Annotated in this window: 16 protein-coding genes; 9 read left to right on the plus strand and 7 right to left on the minus strand. The window is 40.1% G+C overall.

Annotated elements, in window-relative coordinates; genetic code table 11:
- The first annotated feature begins 1 nt into the window (after nt 1).
- From FHS59_RS08005 to FHS59_RS08015, 3 genes are all read left to right on the plus strand, one after another.
- On the plus strand, nt 2-3,256 hold the full coding sequence (locus tag FHS59_RS08005; protein WP_184494624.1) for a VCBS repeat-containing protein: 3,255 nt from the start codon (nt 2-4) through the stop codon (nt 3,254-3,256).
- Between the two features lie 137 nt (nt 3,257-3,393).
- Nucleotides 3,394-4,737, plus strand: a complete 1,344-nt coding sequence (locus tag FHS59_RS08010) for a vanadium-dependent haloperoxidase (protein ID WP_184494625.1) — start codon at nt 3,394-3,396, stop codon at nt 4,735-4,737.
- A gap of 198 nt (nt 4,738-4,935) precedes the next feature.
- On the plus strand, nt 4,936-7,110 hold the full coding sequence (locus FHS59_RS08015) for a bifunctional alpha,alpha-trehalose-phosphate synthase (UDP-forming)/trehalose-phosphatase (RefSeq protein ID WP_184494626.1): 2,175 nt from the start codon (nt 4,936-4,938) through the stop codon (nt 7,108-7,110).
- 39 nt (nt 7,111-7,149) lie between these two features.
- On the opposite strand, the gene FHS59_RS08020 is transcribed toward FHS59_RS08015, so the two are convergent.
- Nucleotides 7,150-8,046 carry an N-acetylmuramoyl-L-alanine amidase gene (locus FHS59_RS08020; protein WP_184494627.1) on the minus strand — a complete coding sequence of 299 codons (897 nt, stop codon included), beginning with the start codon at nt 8,044-8,046 and terminating at the stop codon, nt 7,150-7,152.
- Between the two features lie 252 nt (nt 8,047-8,298).
- Here FHS59_RS08020 and FHS59_RS08025 point away from each other — a divergent pair, with 252 nt between their 5' ends.
- On the plus strand, nt 8,299-8,655 hold the full coding sequence (locus FHS59_RS08025; protein ID WP_184494628.1) for a DUF6567 family protein: 357 nt from the start codon (nt 8,299-8,301) through the stop codon (nt 8,653-8,655).
- A 45-nt stretch (nt 8,656-8,700) separates the two neighbouring features.
- Here FHS59_RS08025 and FHS59_RS08030 read toward each other — a convergent pair whose 3' ends face one another.
- The 6 genes from FHS59_RS08030 to FHS59_RS08055 form a co-directional block, all read right to left on the minus strand.
- Nucleotides 8,701-10,485: a glycoside hydrolase family 15 protein gene (locus FHS59_RS08030; RefSeq protein WP_184494629.1), complete on the minus strand. Its 1,785-nt coding sequence runs from the start codon at nt 10,483-10,485 to the stop codon at nt 8,701-8,703.
- A 114-nt stretch (nt 10,486-10,599) separates the two neighbouring features.
- Nucleotides 10,600-11,685 (minus strand): BF3164 family lipoprotein, encoded by a 1,086-nt coding sequence (locus FHS59_RS08035; protein WP_184494630.1) that lies wholly within the window; start codon nt 11,683-11,685, stop codon nt 10,600-10,602.
- A 466-nt stretch (nt 11,686-12,151) separates the two neighbouring features.
- Nucleotides 12,152-12,718 carry a nicotinate (nicotinamide) nucleotide adenylyltransferase gene (gene nadD / locus FHS59_RS08040; protein WP_184494631.1) on the minus strand — a complete coding sequence of 189 codons (567 nt, stop codon included), beginning with the start codon at nt 12,716-12,718 and terminating at the stop codon, nt 12,152-12,154.
- 4 nt (nt 12,719-12,722) lie between these two features.
- Nucleotides 12,723-13,295, minus strand: a complete 573-nt coding sequence (gmk, locus tag FHS59_RS08045) for a guanylate kinase (RefSeq protein WP_184494632.1) — start codon at nt 13,293-13,295, stop codon at nt 12,723-12,725.
- A gap of 2 nt (nt 13,296-13,297) precedes the next feature.
- Nucleotides 13,298-13,567, minus strand: a complete 270-nt coding sequence (locus FHS59_RS08050; RefSeq protein ID WP_184494633.1) for an anti-sigma factor — start codon at nt 13,565-13,567, stop codon at nt 13,298-13,300.
- A gap of 12 nt (nt 13,568-13,579) precedes the next feature.
- Nucleotides 13,580-14,179, minus strand: a complete 600-nt coding sequence (locus tag FHS59_RS08055) for a sigma-70 family RNA polymerase sigma factor (RefSeq protein ID WP_184494634.1) — start codon at nt 14,177-14,179, stop codon at nt 13,580-13,582.
- Between the two features lie 118 nt (nt 14,180-14,297).
- On the opposite strand from FHS59_RS08055, the gene FHS59_RS08060 reads away from it, so the two are divergent.
- From FHS59_RS08060 to FHS59_RS08080, 5 genes are all read left to right on the plus strand, one after another.
- Nucleotides 14,298-15,134: a lysophospholipid acyltransferase family protein gene (locus FHS59_RS08060; RefSeq protein WP_184494635.1), complete on the plus strand. Its 837-nt coding sequence runs from the start codon at nt 14,298-14,300 to the stop codon at nt 15,132-15,134.
- Between the two features lie 227 nt (nt 15,135-15,361).
- Nucleotides 15,362-17,632 carry an ATP-dependent helicase gene (locus FHS59_RS08065; RefSeq protein ID WP_184494636.1) on the plus strand — a complete coding sequence of 757 codons (2,271 nt, stop codon included), beginning with the start codon at nt 15,362-15,364 and terminating at the stop codon, nt 17,630-17,632.
- Between the two features lie 66 nt (nt 17,633-17,698).
- Nucleotides 17,699-18,358 carry a DUF4290 domain-containing protein gene (locus FHS59_RS08070; RefSeq protein ID WP_184494637.1) on the plus strand — a complete coding sequence of 220 codons (660 nt, stop codon included), beginning with the start codon at nt 17,699-17,701 and terminating at the stop codon, nt 18,356-18,358.
- On the plus strand, nt 18,358-19,665 hold the full coding sequence (gene murA, locus FHS59_RS08075) for a UDP-N-acetylglucosamine 1-carboxyvinyltransferase (protein ID WP_184494638.1): 1,308 nt from the start codon (nt 18,358-18,360) through the stop codon (nt 19,663-19,665). The genes FHS59_RS08070 and murA overlap by 1 nt, the downstream gene beginning before the upstream one ends.
- A gap of 144 nt (nt 19,666-19,809) precedes the next feature.
- Nucleotides 19,810-20,787, plus strand: coding sequence for a glycosyltransferase family 61 protein (locus FHS59_RS08080; protein WP_184494639.1), 978 nt, complete (start codon nt 19,810-19,812; stop codon nt 20,785-20,787).
- Nucleotides 20,788-20,832: the final 45 nt, after the last annotated feature.

Below are 20,832 nucleotides of genomic sequence, written 5' to 3' on the forward strand. Positions count from 1 at the left end.
CATGAAAGTATTCAATTATTTCTTTCTATTCCTTTTGGTCTCTTTAGTTGCTTGTGATGAAAAGTCTGAGGAAACACTTTTTGAATTACTACCAGGAGACCAGACAGGAATCCAGTTTGAAAACTCGCTGACCTCTACTAACGAACTGAACATTTTAGAATACCTGTATTTCTACAATGGAGGAGGTGTGGCAGCTGGTGATATTAACAATGACGGCTTGATAGATCTCTATTTTACCGGGAATCAAGTTTCCAATAAACTATACCTCAACAAGGGGGATTTCAAATTTGAAGATATCACCGAGCAAGCTGGTGTAACTGGTTCTGAAGGATGGTCAACAGGGGCAAGCATGGCTGATGTGAATGGTGATGGCCTTTTGGATATCTATGTTTCACAGGTCGGCGATTATCTTGGCCTTCAAGGAAAAAACAAGTTATATATCAATCAAGGTGATGGTACTTTCATCGACCTTGCATCAGAATATGGAGTTGACTTTGTAGGCTTCAGCACCCAAGCAGCATTTTTTGATTACGATCGAGATGGAGATTTGGACATGTATTTACTGAACCATTCCATCAAATCTCCAGAGGTATTTTCACCTTCTAAAAACCGAATAAATCCCGATGAGAAAGGCGATAAACTCTTTAAAAATCTTGCTTCTGAAGGCGAAAGAGGATTTATAGAAGTGACAGAAGAAGCTGGAATTTATTCCAGTATTCTTGGATTCGGCTTAGGTGTAGGGATTGAAGATTTCAACAATGACGGGTGGCCGGATATTTACGTTTCGAATGACTTTACAGAAAACGACTACCTCTATCTCAACCAGCAGGATGGAACCTTTGTAGAGTCTTTGGAAAATATGATTTCCAATACCAGCCGGTATAGCATGGGAAATGATTTGGCTGACCTCAATGGAGATGGCTTACCTGAGATTTTTACAACGGATATGCTTCCTGAAGATCCTGAAATCTGGATGAAGTCTGTGGGTGAAGACAAGTCCGAAGTCTATCAAATCAAAAAACAATTTGGCTATAATGACCAATATGTCCGCAATCACCTTCAGGTGAATTTAGGCAATGGTGATTTCAGTGAACTGGCATTATTCTCTGGTGTTTCGGCTTCAGATTGGAGCTGGTCTCCTCTGATTTTCGACATGGATAACGACGGATTACCTGATATCCATGTCACGAACGGAATTGTGAAAAGGCCAAACGACTTGGACTTTATTCAGTATAGCCAGGAAGTGGATCCCAACACCAATATGGATCAGTTACGGCGGAAGCAAATTGACATGCTACCTTCTGTTTTATTGCCAAACTATGCTTTTCAAAACACTGGGGATCTCCAATTTGAAAACAAGGCCACTACTTGGGGACTCGATCAACCTAGCTACTCAAACGGCTCCACATACGCCGACCTTGACAATGACGGTGACTTGGATTTGATCGTCAATAATCTGAATCAGCCTGCTTTTATTTATAGAAATAGTACTGAGAAAAGCGGCAATCATTTCCTAAGTGTTGACTTGAAAGAAAACTCTTTAAATACCTTCGGGATTGGATCAAAAGTCAGTCTGTTTGCGAAGGATAAAACTTGGTCTCAAACAGTTAGTAATGCCAGAGGATTTCAATCTGCCGTTTCTCCAAATTTAGTTTTTGGCCTTGGCGAGGTTTCACAAATTGATTCTATCGCTGTCCGTTGGTCTGATGGAAATATTGAATCCTTTCCAGCGGTTTCGGCAAATCAGAGACTTACTATCAAGCAAGGCAGTGGAAAATCAATTCAGAATGAAATAGAGATCAATTCTCACTCTGATGATTTCCCAGTTATCGCTTGGGAGCATCAGGAGAAGACAGATGTGGATGAAGTTAAAAGAGAATATTTAATTCCTAGGTCATTTGCTGCAATTGGCCCGGCCTTGGCCGTTGCCGATATCAATAATGACGGATTGGAGGATGTATATCTTGGTGGTGCAAAAGACCAAGCCGGAGCAATTTTTCTTCAGAATAGCACAGGAGAGTTTGAGCAAGTGCAAAACCAAATTTTCATTCAAATGGCAAAGGCAGAAGATGTGGTTGCCGACTTTGCTGATTTTAATAGAGATGGAATCTTGGATTTGTATGTCGGCAGCGGAGGAAATGAAAATGAGTCTGGAAATTTATTCTTATTTGATAGAATCTATTTTGGAAAGGGAAATGGCCAGTTTCAGTTCTTTCCGAATGCACTTCCTCCGATAGGTGAAAACACCTCCACTTTGGCTATCCATGATCTGGACCAAGATGGAGATTTAGATATTTTCGTAGGAGCCGCAGTAGTTTCTGGAGATTATGGAGCTTCTCCAAAAAGCTCGATTCTTATCAATCAGGGAAATGGTCAATTCCGTGATGCAACTGATAAATGGTTGGGATCCTCAACCCAGCTGGGCATGGTCAATTCTGCAGTTTGGGAGGATTTGGACAATGACGGAATCAATGAATTGGTTTTAAGCGGTGACTGGCAAAAGATTCGGGTTTTTAAAAATTCTCAGAATCAAAAACTCGAGGAAGTTCAGATTCGAGGTCTCGAAAATTCAGCAGGTTGGATTCAGACATTGGAAATAGCAGATATTAATGGAGACGGCTTAAAGGATATTTTCGCAGGAAATCTAGGGCTGAACTCAAAGCTGAAAGCAAGTCGGGAAAAACCACTTTGGCTATATCATCAGGATTTCGATTCCAATGGGCAAGCAGACCCATTGATCTTTCACTACATGGAAAATAAACTGGTGCCTTTTGCAACAAGAGACGATCTGATCAAACAAATTCCCAGTTTGAAAAAACAGCATAACAGTTATCTCCAATATTCCCAGACATCAAAACCTGAAGATTTGCTGAAAAATTTAGACCCGGCAAATTCCTTTGCTGTTTACGAATTACGATCCGGAGTTTACTTTCAAAAGCCCGATGGAAGCTTCCAATTTGAACCTCTACCCTATTCCGGGCAATGGTCACCAATCATGAAAAGCTACTGGGATCCAGAAAGTAAACGCCTCCATTTGGCAGGGAATTTTTCCGGATTTAGAGTGGATCTCGGAAAAAACAATGCACTTTCTGTCCAATCTTGGAGTTATAATCAAGGAGGTTGGAAAAAATTAGAGGTTGCTTCTAATGTTTCCAATCATAAAGAAATCAGGCAAATCGCACCTATTTCAGTTGCAGGAAAGGAATATATTATCCTCCCTACAAACAATGGATCGGTGTATTGGATGAAAAGGTGAGCAAAATCATTTGCTTCGTTCTTTATTTCCAATACTTTTATGATCCCAAAAAAGGTTATCATTTCTAAAAAAACTTGAGCTTGGCTCCTGATTACCTTAAATTTACACCCCATTCATCAAATCTGAGGAAAAATAAAATGCGTTTATTTAAAACCATGATTGGCATTTGCTTGCTGTTCTCTGTGATCTCATGCCAGAAAAAAGTTGATTATTCCAATGCTATTACAGATGGAACCTATTTGGCGGATGCCCAGAATAGAATTACTGAAGTAATCATTCATGATATTTTTTCTCCCCCTGTAGCAGCTAGAATTTATTCTTATTCCAGTTTAGCGGCCTATGAAGTGGCAGCTAGCACTGATCCAAATTATGTTTCTCTTTTGGGCCAGTTAAATGGTTCCGAGAAAACAACATTCACACCAAGTGAAGAAGTGTACCTGCCTTTGGCTTCATTGGCAGCATACTATTACGTGGGTACAAGCCTGATCTTCTCTGAGGACATGATGAACGAGCATCGTGATGCAACCTATGCGGAGCTAAAAGAAAAAGGAATTCCAGAAGATGTATTTGAGGCTTCTATCGCATTTGGTAAAGAAGTCGGTGATGCCATCAAAGCATATTATGCAAAAGACAATTACCACCAAAGTCGCTCTTTTCCAAAGTTTACCGTAACTGGAGAAATCGGGACTTGGGAACCAACTCCTCCAGCTTATATGGAGGCTATTGAGCCACATTGGAACAAAATCAGAACTTTCGTTTTGGATTCGGCAGCTCAGTTTAAGCCATTGGCTCCGCCACCTTTTTCTACAGACCCAAATTCTGAATTTTATAAAGTTGCGAAAGAAGTCTATGATGCTGCGGTGAATGCCGGAACAGAGCAAAAAGAAATCGCTTTGTTTTGGGATTGCAACCCATATAAAATGAATGTCAAAGGACATGTGATGTTTGCAGAGAAAAAGATCACTCCAGGTGGACACTGGATGAGTATTGCAGCTATTGCTAGTAAAGCAGCCGGAAAAGATTGGAAAGGAACTGCTGAAACTTTTGTACTGACCGGAATTGCCCTAAATGAGGCATTTATTTCCTGTTGGGATGAAAAATATCGCAGCAACCTGATCCGACCAGAAACTTATATCAATCAGTATATCGACGAAGAATGGGTTCCGCTTTTGCAGACTCCCCCATTCCCGGAACACACCAGCGGTCATAGTGTTGCATCTTCTGCAGCAGGCTATACCTTAGGTCAATTACTTGGGGATGAATTCCATTTAGTGGATAGTTCAGAAGTAGCTTATGGATTACCGGTGAGAGAGTATAATTCCTTTAGCCAAGCCTACAAAGAAGCAGCAATCAGCCGTTTTTATGGTGGAATCCACTACATGCCTGCCATCGATTATGGAGTAACTCAGGGTCTTTCGGTAGGAGAATTTATCTGGAATAATATCAGTACCAAACCAGATCGTTTGGCACAATCAAATTAATAGAAGGCAGCTCCAAAAGAGCTGCTTTTTTTTGCCTTTGCTACTTAATAGAATTTGAATCTAATCTTAAGAAATCATGAACAATGGGGCTTTTAGCCCTGTTTTTGTTTTAAAAGACGGGGATAATCCCTATCTTCTCACATACGCCTAATTGAATGAAAATTATGTTCATTCTCGTTTTTCAACTTAATACCACCCATGGCAAAAACCATCATAGTATCCAATAGATTGCCCATTAGTTTGCGTCACCGCAACGGCAAATTTGAATTTAAACCAAGTGCTGGCGGACTCGCCACAGGTCTTGATTCCATCTATAAATCCGGAGAAAATATCTGGATAGGCTGGCCCGGAAACACCGTCGATGATGCCGAGCAAAGAGCTGAGATTATCATTGAACTTCATGATCTGAAAATGGCTCCGGTTTTTTTGACCAAAAAAGATGTGGAGCAATTTTATGAAGGTTTCAGTAACGAAACCCTTTGGCCGGCTTTTCACTATTTTACTCAATACATGGTTTACAATCCTGACCATTGGGATGCCTATGTGCGGGTAAATCAGAAATTTTGCGAAGCGATCATCAAAAAAGCTGATCCAGATGATACCATCTGGGTACATGACTATCAGTTGATGCTGCTACCGCAAATGCTGAGGGAGATTTTACCGGATGCGACCATCGCATTCTTCCAGCATATTCCTTTCCCTTCTTATGAAATTATCAGGATGATCCCTTGGAGGAAGGAAATTCTTGAAGGGGTTTGTGGAGCTGATTTGATCGGCTTCCACACCTATGATGACATGCGTCACTTCCTGAGTGCTGTCAGTAGGATCACTGGAATGTCTGGCGAAAGCGGCTATATCCAAGCTGAAAATAGAATCATCAATGTGGATTCGTTCCCGATGGGAATTGACTACAATAAATTTGCAAAGCAGGCAAAAAGTAGAAAAACTCAAAACATCGTCAAGGATTTCAGAACCAAGGTTGGCGAGCAAAAACTGATCATTACCATTGACAGATTGGATTATTCGAAAGGAATCCCTCAACGAATCCATGTATTTGACCAATTACTCAAGCAACACAAAGAACTTCGCGGGAAGGTTTCGATGATCATGATTGTGGTTCCTTCTCGAGACAGGGTTCAATCATACAAGGAATTGAAAGAAGAGATTGACTTACTAGTAGGTCGTATCAATAGTGAATATTCCACTTTGGACTGGGTTCCTGTTCATTATTTCTATCGAAGTTTTCCTTTTGAGGAGTTAAGTGCCTTTTACAGCATGGCCGATATTGCTTTGGTCACTCCATTGAGAGATGGCATGAACCTCGTTTGTAAGGAATTCGTAGCGAGTAAAACAGATCAAACGGGCGTGCTGGTACTCTCAGAAATGGCCGGAGCATCCAAAGAACTTCAAGATGCCATTCTAGTCAATCCAAATGACCGTCAAGGTGTCGTTGATGCGATTTACGAAGCTTTGTCCATGCCTGAAGAAGAGCAAAAAGAACGCATTACTGCCATGCAGGAAAGCCTGAAGAAATACGATGTATTCCAATGGGTGAAGGTATTTATGGATCGAATCGAGCATGTCAAAGGAAAGCAAGCCGAATTGACTTCGAAAGATGTGGATGCCAAAGTGATGACCGAAATCCAATCAAGCTTCAAAAAGGCCAAAAACCCAATTTTCTTTTTGGATTACGACGGCACATTGACAGGATTTAAAGCAAACCCTCAGGATGCCATTCCAGATCAAGAACTCAAAGGATTAATCAAAGACCTTAGCAGCAAAGCTCAGGTAGTGATCATTTCCGGTAGAGATAAAGACACCCTTGGGAAATGGTTTAAAGGACAACAAATCGATATGATCGCCGAACATGGCGTTTGGGTTCACAGAAAAGATCAGAGCACCGACTGGGAACTTTACGCTGAGGTGGATGATAGTTGGAAAGATGATATTCGATCGGTGATGGAATATTATGTCTTAAGAACACCAGGTGCATTTATCGAAGAAAAGCATCATTCTCTGGTTTGGCATTATAGAAAAGTGGAAAGCGGACTTGGAGATCTAAGGATGAGAGAGCTTTTCAGCCACCTGAAATACATGGCCAGAGGTCATAATTTACAGGTTTTGGAAGGAAATATGGTTTTGGAAATCAAGCGCCCAGATATTAATAAAGGAAGAGCAGCCAATTCATTGATGAAAGGTCATGAATTCGATTTTATCTTGGCTATCGGCGACGATTGGACAGATGAGGACACCTTTAAGGCAATGCCTAAAAATGCCTATTCTATCCGTGTTGGATATGCTTATACCAAAGCTAATTACAATATTAAATCCGTGAAGCAAGTACGGCAATTGCTTCACAAGCTAACTCAGTAAAAGAGTTTTGATTTCCACAAAAAATACCTGTAGGGATTCCTATAGGTATTTTTTATACAAATTTTTCAAAACCTTGATATCAAAATCAGTGAGCTCGCCTTCTATTTCATTCTGAATGAAATGAAGTTTAAAAGACTGGATTGCCAAATCCGGATTGCTGACATCATAACCGATTATCCGTAAAGCAATGATGGGATCAAATGAATCTTTCGGAAGGGAATCGGTAGTTTCTATCGGAATTGAATCCACTCCGTTTATTGGGTTTACAGCAGGAAAGACTTCCTCTTCATCATACCATAATCCATAACCTTCTTCAGCCAGTTTTTTCCAAGGGAAATTGGTGTTTGGATCTACTTTCCGTCCTGGAGCAATATCAGAATGCCCGATAAAATTGGCGGCTGGAATTCTGTATTTCCATTTAAGCCTTTTACACAAAACGAGCAGACTTTGAATCTGTGCCTCAGAAAAAGGCTCAAAGCCGTTGTTATCCAATTCTATTCCGATGGATACAGAATTAAGATCTGTCACATTCCCCCATTTTCCACTTCCTGCATGCCAGGAGCGCAGGTAGTCATTCAGCATCTGAACAATTGTTCCATCTCTGCCAATTACATAATGTGAACTGACTTGGGTTCTCGTCAATGTAAATGTCTTTATCGTCTGCTCCAAAGAGTCCTGAGCGGTATGGTGAATGATCACAAAATTGGGTCTTCTGATACTAAAATTTGTGGTACCCACCCATTCATCTGTGATACTTAAGGTGTCATAATTTAATTGCTCTTTTGTTTTTGGGATCTCACTGTATGCTTTCGCAATTTCTTTGACATTTTTTCGATGCTCTTTATTGACCTTCTTATATGGATTGGATGCGCAGGAGGCGGTTAGGAATAACAATCCAATTAAGAAAGAATTTACCAAGGATTCAGCAAACTTCATGTTCTCTATTTTTTCGACAAGCTTGACAGCCAGTCATTATTTAACGGGTCAATATCCATAGTATTTGATAAAAGAGCCAGCAAGATTACATCAACGATTCCGAAAACATCCATTTAATTTTTAGAAATCAAACCAGAAAATTTATCAATCTATTGATCAAGCACTTAGAAAAACAACCTTTTGAAAAATGAAAAAAAAGAGCTCGAGCGAAAACTAATTTTTTATCTTCGAGAATAAACTAAACCAATTAGTATGAAAAATTTTCTCTTTATTGCATTAGCAACCATGCTCCTTTCCAGTTGCGCCATGCATAATTCCTATACTGGAAATCTAAATGCCCATCAAACCAATGTGGTTCTTTCTGAAAGCAATTATGTGGTGAAAGATCAGGTTACCGGCAAAGCTGAGGCAACTTATGTTTTTGGAATCGGTGGCATTGGAAAAAAATCTTTGTTCAATGCGGCTCGCCAGGATATGTATATGAACGCCGATCTAAACGGAAAATCCAGAGCGCTTATCAATGAGACTTTTGAAACCAAAACTTCCTTCTTTTTAATTGTCTGGAAGAAGCAAATCACGACTTCAGCTCATGTGATTGAGTTTAAGTAGAAATAAAAAATCCCGCAAAATTCGATTTTCGCGGGATTTATTTTTTTAAAGGAAATTTGGTCTATCCAGCTTTTTTCCGATTCGGAAAGCTGCATTCATCAACCCAACATGGGAATATGCCTGAGGGAAATTTCCCCACTGACTTCCAGTTTTTTGATCCACATCTTCCGAGAATAGCTGTAGATGATTGCAATATTTGGTTAAGGTCTCAAAGCCTTCTACTGCCTCATCGATTCTGCCTACACATGCCAAAGCCTCAATATACCAAAATGCACAGATCAGGAATGTCGTCTCCGGCACACCAAAATCATCCATGTGCTTGTAGCGGTAAAAGAGAAAATCCTTTGCCAAAAGCTCTTCTTCCAGAGCTTTTAAATGTTCATTTGCACGCTCTAGATCATCACCGAAATAGCCCATTGTAATCAACTGCAAAGTGGAAGCATCCATATAGGTAGAACCCAAAGCCTGCCCATAGGCTTTTCTATCCGGCAGATAACATGATTCTATCTTTTTGGCAGCTTCATCTCTGAGATAAATGGCTTTTTGGTACATGTCATCGCTTTTGAGGCGAATCCCGATTTTTGCTGCTGCACTCGCTCCAGCCCAGTGAAATAAGAAAGTATAACAATGCTCCTGAGCCAGATTTCTGAATTCCCAAAGCCCGGCATCTTTCTCATTCATCGTCGCTTCGATTTTATTCAGAAGATTCATGATCATCGGCTTCGAATTACTTCTTTCTTCCTCTGTAAATCGCTGATCAGAATACAGTGGCAAAAGCGAAACCAATACCTGACCATACAAGTCATTCTGTATGTGAGTGTAGGCTTGATTCCCGAAGCGAACAGGTTTATTTCCAAGATAACCATCCAGATCAGAAATCTCTTCTGTGAGCAAGGAATCGCCAGTAATCGAATACAGAGGTTGATATCGGCCATCTGCTCCTGGTCTCAGGTTATGGATAAACTCAAAATATTTTTCCAGCTCCTCAAAGTGACCTAAACTGTTGAAACAGGTTAAGGTGTAATAAGTATCCCGAATCCAGCAGTAGCGATAATCCCAGTTTCTTGTGGAATTGGGAGATTCAGGTAAACTAGTGGTCGAGGCAGCGATGATTGCTCCTGTATCTTCGTATTGATGGATTTTGAGGATCAAAGCAGATCTCAAGACCAATTTCTGATGGAAGTTTGGTATGCTGGTCGACTTCACCCATTCTTGCCAATAAGAGGTAGTGGCATGTAGAAATCGCTCCGAAGTTGTTTCAATCGGCGCTTCCAATGGTCGTCCATAGGTAAAAACGAGATAGATCGGACGATGCACAGCAAATGCTTTTTCGTCCATAATATAACTCATGGGCGCGTTAGTGGTCAATCTCAACTCCTGTTCCACACCCATGTATCGAATGTGATTACTTCCCAGACTTGGGCTGAGCTTCATTTTCCCATAATCAGCAGTCGGTTCACATTTGATCTTCACGCGTGGTGAACCACTCAACGCCTCTACTTTTCGGATCAGCATCAAGGGTTTATAGTACCGATCAAAATTCTTGAACCTAGGAGCAAAATCTGTCACCTTATAGCTATTGCCATCTCCATAGGTCACTGTAGTTTCCAAGATATTGGTGTTTTCCCGGTAAGCTTGGGTAGAATCAAATTCGCCTTCCTCTGGCAAGATGGTAAATTGACCTCCTCTTTCCCGATCCAGCATGCCACCGAAGATAAAGTCTGAGTCAAATCTAGGCATACACAGCCAAGAGATATTGGTATCCTTTTCAATATGGGCGATATAGGCACAGTTGCCGATCAACCCACTTCCGTAGGTATGTTTTTCCATTAAAGTCTTTTTTGATGAGTAATAAAAAATCTGGCTACCGGGTTTGACTTCAAGAAAAGAAAAAAGGGGACAGAATGCAAAAATCCTGTCCCCTAATGAAGTTTCGAAAAGAAGTTAATATTCAAACTTTACCAAATTTGGATCACGATCCACAGTTACCCCATAAATGGTCCTATTCTCTTCATCCACAGAAAATCCAAAAATGGGATAATCTAGTTGGTAGTGATTCAGGATATTTCCCTCGTAATCGAATTGAAATATCCTGTTTAAATCTTCCAAAGCACTGATCTGGCTATAGGGCTTCCCTCTAAATAAGACATAAAATGAATTTTCTCCAGCAAAAGCTCCTGCATATCTAGTGGTTTTGTCGTCATTATAAACAGGCATTTGGTAACCTGCCGAATATCTTACTTGAAAATCCTGAATATCATGGGAAGGTCCCAAGACAGTTTTTACGGTCTGGTTCTCTAAGTCAATAATGTCGATATAGTCTACATTCATACCCACCTTAATAAAATGTTTTTTATCCTTACTAGCTCTTAAGGGTCCCTGGAATAAATTGCTAATTAGGTTGGCATCAAGCTCATTTTCATTTATTCCCCTAGGAAATTGATTTCCCGAAACCATATCTTTCCAGTTTCCAAACAATGCCAAGGTATCGCCTGTCTTAGTCAAATGGAAATATTTGGTCCAACCATCCACAGCATTTCCCAAAAGTGTACTGTCTGATGTCCAAACCAATTCCGTCAGAAAGTGGACAGTCTGTGGTGCTCTAATCTGTTCTTCAGCTAATCTCGAAGTATCCGAAAGGTCAAACTTGGAATAAATCAATAATTCAGGATCAAATGTCCAAACTTTGTTATTTTGACCATCTACCGACTCTATCTGAGAAATCAATGAGATTTCTCCAGGTCCCATACCATCAATTCCTTTTGAACCAATGACTCGTTCATTTTCCAAATCAATAATATGGAATTTGTCATCTCCAACATTCTTTACTTCATAAACTAATGCAAGACCATTCATTAGGAAAACTCCATAGGGGTTCATGATTTCTTCAAAATTGAACTTACTCCCTTTAAGAAATACTTTTTCAGGTAAATCTTCCTCTTGAAAATAAATTGCTTTTAGATCCTTTTTTGAATTACAGAATGTAAATGTCACTAAAATAAAAATCCAAAGAATTAACTTGTATTTCATTTAAAATTAAGTTTAAAAATGGGAGGTTTCCCTCCCGTTTGGCTATTTAGTTTAAGAATCCACAACTGTACAAGTTGATCCTGCCTTAAGAGTTGATAAAAATACTCTCCCATAGATCAGGTGCTGACAGCTATCTTACGAGGCACAGCAAATGTCCTGCTGTGTTACTTCTGCATTTAATTGATTACTCTCCGGAAATTCAATCAGGACAAAACCGAGCAATACCAAACCTCCTAATAACTTTTTCTTAATATTAATTTTTAAATAATTAGAAAAATCCCGACCGGAATCAAAGTATCACTTAAGACTTGGTTGTAAGAAAATATTTTTTTTAAAATCGCAAAAGTTAGTTTGTAAAATAACTAAAAAATTATTTTAAGAGCAAATATTTAGTGTGTCATCTAACTTTTTCATGAATAGCAAAACACTGCGACTGCCAACTGTCAACTGAGAGTGAGACTGAAGCCTACTGATATAACTTCTTATCCCGGATATAATCCGCCACCCCATCAGGAAGCAGGTATTTGACAGATTTACCTGCTAAAATGGATTTTCGGATAAAGGTGGCTGAGATATCCAGCAATGGAGCGTCGATCATCTTGATATTGGGATGCTCAAAGGAGGTAGTTTCTCCGGGTCTTGGATAAACAAAAATCTCATAATTATCCAGAATGGTCTGGTAGTTTTTCCAGCGCTTGAGTTGCACAAGATTATCCGAACCTAAAAACAAACAAAACTGATGTTGAGGATATTGGTCTGTGAGATAAGCCAAGGTATCGATGGTATAACTCGGTTTTGGCATCCCAAATTCCACATCCGAAGCCCTGAAATGGAAATTATCTTCAATGGCAAGTTCCACCATCCTCAACCTATCAAACTCATGGATTAAGGACTGTCTTCTTTTTAAGGGATTTTGTGGGCTGACCACAAACCAAACCTGATCCAAATCTGTGCGATCATGCAAAGTATCTGCGATAATCAGATGGCCAATATGAATGGGGTTAAAGGAGCCGAAATAGAGTCCGATTTTCAAAATACTACTTGGCTAAAAAATCTCCTACCAATTTTTCTGCTTCTGCTGAGGAAACTGTAAAATCATCATTGACAATAGTCACATCAAACTGAGGTTCAAATTTCGCCTCAAATTCCGCTTTGAAAATCCTTCTGGAAAGGGATTCTTCTGACTCAGTGCCCCGATCATTTAATCTGGTTTTTAAAACCTCCAGCGAAGGGACTTTCACAAAGATCGCCAAAGCCTGATCTCCAAAATATTTTTTTAAGGCCAGACCACCTTTTACATCTACATCAAATATGACTGCTTTGCCAGAATCCCAGATCCGTTGGATTTCTTCTTTCAGTGTGCCATAAAAGTTGCCGGCGTAGACTTCCTCCCATTCGATGAAGTCATCATTGTCGATGTGTTGTTTAAACTGCTCCTGGCTTAAAAAGTAATAATCTTTGCCATGAACCTCATGTCTTCCTCTTTTATCACGGGTACAGGCAGAAATAGAAAATCCCAGATTTGGGATTTTTTTGATGAGGTGCTTCACAAGTGAAGTTTTGCCCGAACCGGAAGGTGCGGAAAAAATGATGGCCTTACCTTGGGTCATAATTATTTGATATCCTGTATTTTTTGGCGAATACAATCTGCCAATTCAGTAGGCACTTCCTGTTTGGTACACCTGGTCTTTAATACATCACGGATGGCCTGCTCCAGATGAAAATGCTCAAAACAAGGCTGGCATTTCGCCAATTTCTCCTTGAGTACTTCCTTCGAATTGTCCATTTCTCCGTCCAGAATACTTTCTAACAGCTGAAAGCACTTACTGGTATCATCGCACTTTAACTTTCGCGACTGAGATGTTTCTTCATTCATATCCATCAGTAATTCTCTTTAAATTTCCTCCTCTTCGTCTGTATCATATCCCATGTGATGGGCGTATCCTCTAAGCTTATCTTTCAGTAAATTTCTAGCTCTATGCAATCTGGATCTTACCGTACCGATCGGAATGTCTAATATTTTGGCCATTTCCTCGTAGGTAAAACCTTCCAAATCACAAAGAATGATCACTGTTCTGAAATCTACCGCCAAACTATTCAGTGCATTGGAGATTTCATCACCGAGCATTCCTTTTACTGATTCTGCCCGCAGGTCAGTAGTACTTTGATAGTCAACATCGTCAGAGTTATAATAAGTTTCAACTTCCTGATAATCTACTTTCGCAGGTTGCTTACTTTTCTTACGATACTCGTTGATAAAACTATTTTTCAGGATCCGAAACAACCAAGCTTTGGCATTCGTTCCCTGCTCAAAGGAATTGATAAATCGATAAGCTTTGAGATAGGTATCTTGCACAAGATCCTTCGCATCATCCTCATCGAATGTGAGCCGATAGGCAAAATTGTACATGGAGTCTATGTGTGGCATAAACTCACCATCGAATATGGTGTTTTTCTCTTCTTGAGAATATTTCCTTCGCTGTACTTCCGACATAAGTTTCAAAAGTAATAATTGAGTCAATTTATAACTAGGAATCGGGAACTTTTCCCTGCTTTTCCTTTATTTTGTTGGTCGAAAAGGCATTTATTGCCAAATCCCCCGCATTCTTTATATGTTTTTCTTCAGGCTGTTTTCAAGACTTCCCCTTTTTGTACTCTATTGGTTTACGGATGTGCTTTATTTCATTGCACGTTTTGTCATCCGATACAGAAAGAAAGTCATCGATGAAAACCTTTACTATGCATTTCCTGAGCTCTCAGACTCAGAGCGAAAAAAGATCCGAAACCGTTTTTACAGGAATTTTACTGACACATTTGCCGAAACCATCAAAATACTGACAATTTCGGAAAAAGAATTCAAAAGAAGGTTTGTCATAGTAAATCAGGAAGGCCTAGACCAACCAGTAAAAAATGGAGTGAGTTCTTTAATGGTCACAGGACATATTTTCAACTGGGAAATGGGTGTAGTTGGCACCAACTTATATTCAGAAGTCCCGATAGAAACTGTTTACCTAAAAGTCAATAATCCTTTTTTCAACGATTTAATTAAAAAAGTCCGGACACGATTTGGCGGGTATGTGACAGAAAAGAAGGAGTTCCGAAGAGCGATGCTTACTTTAGGGAGAAATCCCCGGATCGTCCTTTTGGGGTCTGACCAAAGACCACCGGCTTCAGAAAACCGATATCAACGCGATTTCATGAATAGACCGGCGGTTTTCTTTGAAGGCGCAGAATTCCTTTCCAAAAAAATGAATTTATACGTTCACTACGGGAAGCTGAAAAAAGTAAAGCGGGGTTATTATCATTACGAATTCATCCCTTTGGCGCAGCCTCCGTATGACAATGAGGAGCCTCATTCGATTACAGATAAATTCTGCAAAATGCTGGAGGAAAACATCCGGGAGCAACCAGACATGTACCTCTGGAGTCATAAGAGATGGAAAATTTAACCTAAGGAGTTAAAAAATTGGAAAATTGAAAAATTTAAAGATTCCCATTGTTGGAAATTGCCCAATGCCTTCTTCGATTTTCTAAATAAATTCCCAGATTATGAACCATATATCTAATAGCTCAATTCTTGGTTCTTAATACTTGGATCTTGATACTTGATACTTAACACTAGAAATTAATATTTGAATCTTGATCCTTTGACCATGTTTCTTGAATCTCAACAAAAATGGATTACCTAGAAAGTCTTAACCCACCCCAACGTGAAGCTGTAGAACATACCGATGGTCCTGTGATGATTATCGCGGGTGCAGGTTCCGGAAAAACAAGGGTGCTTACATATAGAATTGCACATTTGATTTATGCCAAAGGTGTGGATGCGTTTAACATACTGTCGCTGACTTTTACCAATAAAGCAGCCAGTGAAATGAAGCATCGAATTGAGTCCTTGGCTGGACTCGAAGCCAGAAACACCTGGATGGGTACTTTTCACTCTGTTTTTGCGAAAATTCTTCGGGTAGAATCTGAGAAAATCGGTTATCCTTCCAATTTCACCATTTATGATGCAGATGACTCCAAATCACTGATTCGATCTATCGTGAAAGGCATGCACCTGGATGATAAAGTCTATAAAGCAAACACCGTTCTTTCTAGAATTTCAGGTGCCAAAAACCGCTTGATTTCCTGGCAGGCTTATCAAAATGATCCTTTTGTCAAAGCTGATGATGAAGCTGCGATGAAACCTAAAATGGGTGAGATTTATCAGCGCTATCAAGAAAGGCTTTTCAAAGCCGGGGCGATGGATTTTGATGATTTGCTATTCAATACCAATATCCTATTCCGCGATCATCTGGATGTTTTGAACAAATACCAACAGCGATTTAAATACATTATGGTGGATGAGTTTCAGGATACCAACGTTTCCCAGTACCTCATCACAAAAAAACTTGCTGCAGTACACCAGAACATCTGCGTGGTAGGTGACGATGCGCAGAGTATTTATGCCTTCCGAGGTGCTGATATCCAAAATATCTTGAATTTCGAAAAGGACTACCCGGATCTATTCGTCGTGAAGTTGGAGCAAAACTACCGCTCCACCAAGACTATAGTAGAAGCTGCAAACTCCATCATTGACAAGAATAAAGCACAACTTAAGAAAGTCGTCTGGACCTCCAATCCTGATGGGGATCAAATAGAATTGATCAAAGCAAGCTCCGACAATGAGGAAGGCCGAATCGTAGCCAGCACCATTTTCGAAGAAAAAAACAACAAGAAACTCAGCAATAATGACTTCGCGATTTTGTATCGGACCAACTCACAGTCCAGATCGATGGAAGAAGCGCTGAGAAAAATGAATCTAACTTATAAAATCGTCGGTGGGCTTTCTTTTTACCAAAGAAAGGAAATCAAAGATCTCATGGCCTACATGCGATTTACTGTTAATCCTGCGGATGAAGAAGCTTTTAAGCGAGTGATCAATTATCCAAAAAGAGGTGTCGGTGATACTTCTGTGGAGAAGATGCTTGTTGCCGCCTATGAGCATGACATTCCATTGTGGGAAGTGGTAAGAAATGCCCACAGTTTCCTTCCGGGAAGAGCGGGTAATTCAGTGGATGATTTTGCCACGATGATTAAAGCTTTCCAAATCGAGGTGGAAAGAAAGGATGCTTTTGAGGCAGCAAATACGATTGCAAAGCAAAGTGGACTTCTTCGCGAACTTTATGAAGACAAAACGATTGAAGGTCTTAACCGCTATGAAAACGTCCAGGAACTCCTGAATGCCATCAAAGAATACGTGGATAATCCTGAGAATGAAGACAAAAGTCTGGGAGCTTTCCTTCAGGAAATCGCCTTGTTGACGGATAACGATCAGGATAAAGACCAGACCGAAGCAATTACTTTGATGACGATCCACTCCTCAAAAGGTCTGGAATTCAAACAGGTATTTGTGGTAGGTTTAGAAGAAGACTTGTTCCCTTCTCAAATGATGATGCAGAGCAGAGAGGATCTTGAGGAAGAAAGAAGATTGTTTTATGTGGCGACTACAAGAGCCATGGATAAATTATACTTTACCTACGCTTTGACACGTTATCGTTTTGGTAGATTGTTAAATTGTGAGCCTAGCCGCTTTTTGGAAGAAGTGGATCCAGCATGTATCAAAGTAAATAAACGTTTCGCCAGCAAAGATATGCCTGGAGCTTTCCGAAGGGAAGGATTGCCGGGAAGTTCTTCCTCCAATCCAGGATTTATTGGAATCAAAAAGAAACCAGAGACTAGGGTGCCAAGTACCATGAAGGTGCATACCCCAAGTCCTGATTTTAAACCTTCCAATACCAACAACCTAAGAGCGGAGCAGCTGGTAGAGCATCCCAAATTTGGATTTGGGAAAGTACAAAAAATTGAAACTGAAGGACTTAATAGAAAAGCAAGGATTCAATTCGAACATTTTGGAGAGAAAACATTATTACTTAGCTTTGCGAAGCTCAGAATTATAGACTAATCACCTGCCTTCCTGCCTTTTGGTATTTTTTTGCTACCTTTTACATATGCAAAAAAGGGAGGTCACATGGAGCAACTTGAACCTGACAAACAAAAACTCATTTTGAAAGAATACGGCAAAAACGTTCAACGTCTGGTTGATCATATCACAGGCATTGAAGACCGCGAAAAGCGCACCGCAAGTGCGTATACCGCTATAGAAATCATCAAGCAACTCAACCCATCTCTGAAGCAGGAAAATGATCAGAAACTTTGGGACGACTTGTACATCATGTCTGACTTTAAATTAGATGTGGACAGTCCATTCCCAATGCCTGAAAAAGAGCTTCTTGGAAAAAAGCCAGATCCTATCGGATATCCAAAAGGTGAAATCAAATTCAAGCATTATGGCAGAAACATTGAGAAGCTGATCGAAAATGCCATCGATATTGAAAATGATGAGGAGCAGGAAGCGGCGATTATTTTCATCGGCCAGCTGATGAGAAGTTTCCATTCTACCTGGAACAGAGACAATTTTGATGACGGGATTATCCTAGATGATATCAAAACCCTTTCCAAAGGAAAACTTCATATTGACTTGGAGAAAGTAAAGGAAAACGGACTTTTTGAATCCAATACCCGAAGAGATTTCAAACTTCCTTTGCAAGTGGAGCATACGCATAAAAACAAGCGTCCACACAACAACAAACGTCGCTCAAACAATCATAACAAAAAACGTAGAAATTAATGGCATCATTTCGGGTCAAAGGGGGAAATCACCTAAAAGGTGAAATCATCCCGCAGGGAGCGAAAAACGAAGCCTTGCAAATCCTTTGTGCAGTCCTTCTTACCTCTGAGGAGGTCACCATCCATAAAATTCCAAATATCCGTGACGTCAATAAATTGATCGAACTTTTAGGCGACATGGGTGTAAAAGTGACCAAACTAGGTCCTGAGTCTTATTCTTTCAAAGCTGACCAAGTAAATCTCGACTATCTGGAAACAGAAGATTTCTTGAAAAAAGCATCCTCACTTCGAGGTTCTGTGATGATTTTGGGTCCATTATTGGCAAGATTCGGAACAGGAAAACTGTCCAAGCCAGGAGGTGATAAAATCGGAAGAAGAAGGATGGATACCCACTTTTTCGGGTTCCAGAAACTCGGTGCAAAATTTCGCTACGATGCCAAAAATGAGATTTTCCATATTGACGGAAAAAACCTCAAAGGCTGCTACATGCTTCTTGACGAAGCTTCTGTAACCGGTACTGCAAATATCGTTATGGCTGCTGTCATGGCTGAAGGCACCACCACCATTTACAATGCCGCTTGTGAGCCATACTTGCAACAGCTTTGTGATATGCTGAATAGAATGGGTGCAAAAATCACCGGTGTTGGTTCCAATCTATTGAATATCGAAGGTGTAGATAAATTGGGTGGAACGGAGCATAAAATGCTTCCTGACATGATTGAGATCGGTTCATTTATTGGATTGGCTGCAATGACCCAATCAGAAATCACCATCAAAGATGCACAGGTTCACCGCTTGGGAATCATTCCGGAAACTTTCCGAAGAATGGGAATCAAGTTGGAAATCAAAGGTGATGACATCTTTATTCCAGCTCAAAAGCATTACGAAATCGAAACATTTATCGATGGATCTATTCTGACTGTTGCTGATGCCATTTGGCCAGGTTTTACACCTGATCTTTTGAGTATTGTTTTGGTGACAGCCACTCAGGCAAAAGGAACTGTTTTGGTTCACCAAAAGATGTTTGAAAGCCGCTTGTTCTTTGTCGATAAATTGATCGACATGGGCGCACAGATTATTTTATGTGATCCACACAGAGCAACAGTAATAGGATTGGATAGAAAATATCCATTGAGAGGCATAAGAATGACTTCGCCTGACATTAGAGCTGGGGTTTCATTGCTGATCGCCGCACTTTCTGCCAATGGCACTTCGATCATTGATAATATCGAACAGATAGATCGAGGGTATCAGTTTATCGACGAAAGATTGAATGCTCTAGGAGCTGAAATCGAAAGAATTCCATAAAAGAGGCTGTCTAAAAAGCCAAAAATTTGTCAGCCAGAGCGTAGTCGAAGGCTTAATTCATCGAAATTATTGACATTTCGACTTCGCTCAATGTGTCAAAAATCAATTATCAGACAGCCTCTTTGTTTTTAATTTTGCTGCGTTTTGTTGGAAGAAATTTACATTAAGAGAAACCCGCCAGTTAATCTTCGGAAAGAGGATGAGCCATTATTTGTAAATTCTTATGAGGTGAAATTTCATATTCGCCCCATCCACCATCTGGAAAACGTAGCAGTCCTACAGGATACAGTTTTTTCCCCTTCCCATTTTAGTTTTTACGCAACCCACACGCATGTGAATTCTTTGGGAAAACTTCCCTTAGGGAAACGCATCGTTTATTGTGCGCTGAAAAAATGGCGAACCATCCAGCATGGGATTTGGATCAAAGACGAATGGAGTGCCAACTATTTTCATTGGATGACTGATTGTCTTCCCAGACTTTGGCTAGGCCTAAACACCGGAATTTCAAACCGTGTCATACTTCATGACTCTTATCAAAGACTTCCTTACGTGACCCAAAGTCTTGAACTTTTGGGAATTCAACCTGTCTATTATAAATCCCATGAAAATCTATGGGTGAAAAATCTGGTTTTGACCCCGAGGACCTCCACGTTCCCTAATTTTCATGAAGAGCTAACCCGTAAAACCAGAGAGAAATTAAGTGTCAGCCCGGAAAAAGAACCTTTCCGAAAGGTGTATATCAGCAGAAAGTTTGCCCCTAAACGTAAAACCCACAATGAAATCGATGTGGAGCTGCTGATGATCAGGCATGGTTTCGAGGTGGTTTATACAGAAAAACTGAGCTTAAAAGAACAGATCAAACTCATGTCAGAAACCAAAATTTTGGTTTCACTTCATGGAGCGGCATTGACCAACATGCTTTTTCTCCCAAAGGGGAGTAAAATAATAGAGTTGAGAAATCAGGGCGATGCAGAAACCCAATGCTATTATAATTTAGCGAACGCTTTGAAACTCCCCTACTATTACACTCTAAATCAAGGAGATAGCAAAGACACAATCATGTGTGATTTTACAGTGGATTTAAAAGCCCTGGAAGAAACGCTTTTACAACTTAAGGATTAAATAAATTTCCCTTTCTCAATCCATCTTTCCTTCTCATTTTTTTTG

The sequence above is a fragment of the Algoriphagus iocasae genome (assembly GCF_014206875.1).
Classification (GTDB): domain Bacteria; phylum Bacteroidota; class Bacteroidia; order Cytophagales; family Cyclobacteriaceae; genus Algoriphagus; species Algoriphagus iocasae.

Bases quoted from the DNA above. Each gene is read 5' to 3' on its own strand.
- FHS59_RS08005 (WP_184494624.1), top strand. From the start codon at position 2: ATGAAAGTATTCAATTATTTCTTTCTATTCCTTTTGGTCTCTTTAGTT.
- FHS59_RS08010 (WP_184494625.1), top strand. From the start codon at position 3,394: ATGCGTTTATTTAAAACCATGATTGGCATTTGCTTGCTGTTCTCTGTG.
- FHS59_RS08015 (WP_184494626.1), top strand. From the start codon at position 4,936: ATGGCAAAAACCATCATAGTATCCAATAGATTGCCCATTAGTTTGCGT.
- FHS59_RS08020 (WP_184494627.1), bottom strand. From the start codon at position 8,046: ATGAAGTTTGCTGAATCCTTGGTAAATTCTTTCTTAATTGGATTGTTA.
- FHS59_RS08025 (WP_184494628.1), top strand. From the start codon at position 8,299: ATGAAAAATTTTCTCTTTATTGCATTAGCAACCATGCTCCTTTCCAGT.
- FHS59_RS08030 (WP_184494629.1), bottom strand. From the start codon at position 10,485: ATGGAAAAACATACCTACGGAAGTGGGTTGATCGGCAACTGTGCCTAT.
- FHS59_RS08035 (WP_184494630.1), bottom strand. From the start codon at position 11,685: ATGAAATACAAGTTAATTCTTTGGATTTTTATTTTAGTGACATTTACA.
- gmk (WP_184494632.1), bottom strand. From the start codon at position 13,295: ATGACCCAAGGTAAGGCCATCATTTTTTCCGCACCTTCCGGTTCGGGC.
- FHS59_RS08050 (WP_184494633.1), bottom strand. From the start codon at position 13,567: ATGGATATGAATGAAGAAACATCTCAGTCGCGAAAGTTAAAGTGCGAT.
- FHS59_RS08055 (WP_184494634.1), bottom strand. From the start codon at position 14,179: ATGTCGGAAGTACAGCGAAGGAAATATTCTCAAGAAGAGAAAAACACC.
- FHS59_RS08060 (WP_184494635.1), top strand. From the start codon at position 14,298: ATGTTTTTCTTCAGGCTGTTTTCAAGACTTCCCCTTTTTGTACTCTAT.
- FHS59_RS08065 (WP_184494636.1), top strand. From the start codon at position 15,362: ATGGATTACCTAGAAAGTCTTAACCCACCCCAACGTGAAGCTGTAGAA.
- FHS59_RS08070 (WP_184494637.1), top strand. From the start codon at position 17,699: ATGGAGCAACTTGAACCTGACAAACAAAAACTCATTTTGAAAGAATAC.
- murA (WP_184494638.1), top strand. From the start codon at position 18,358: ATGGCATCATTTCGGGTCAAAGGGGGAAATCACCTAAAAGGTGAAATC.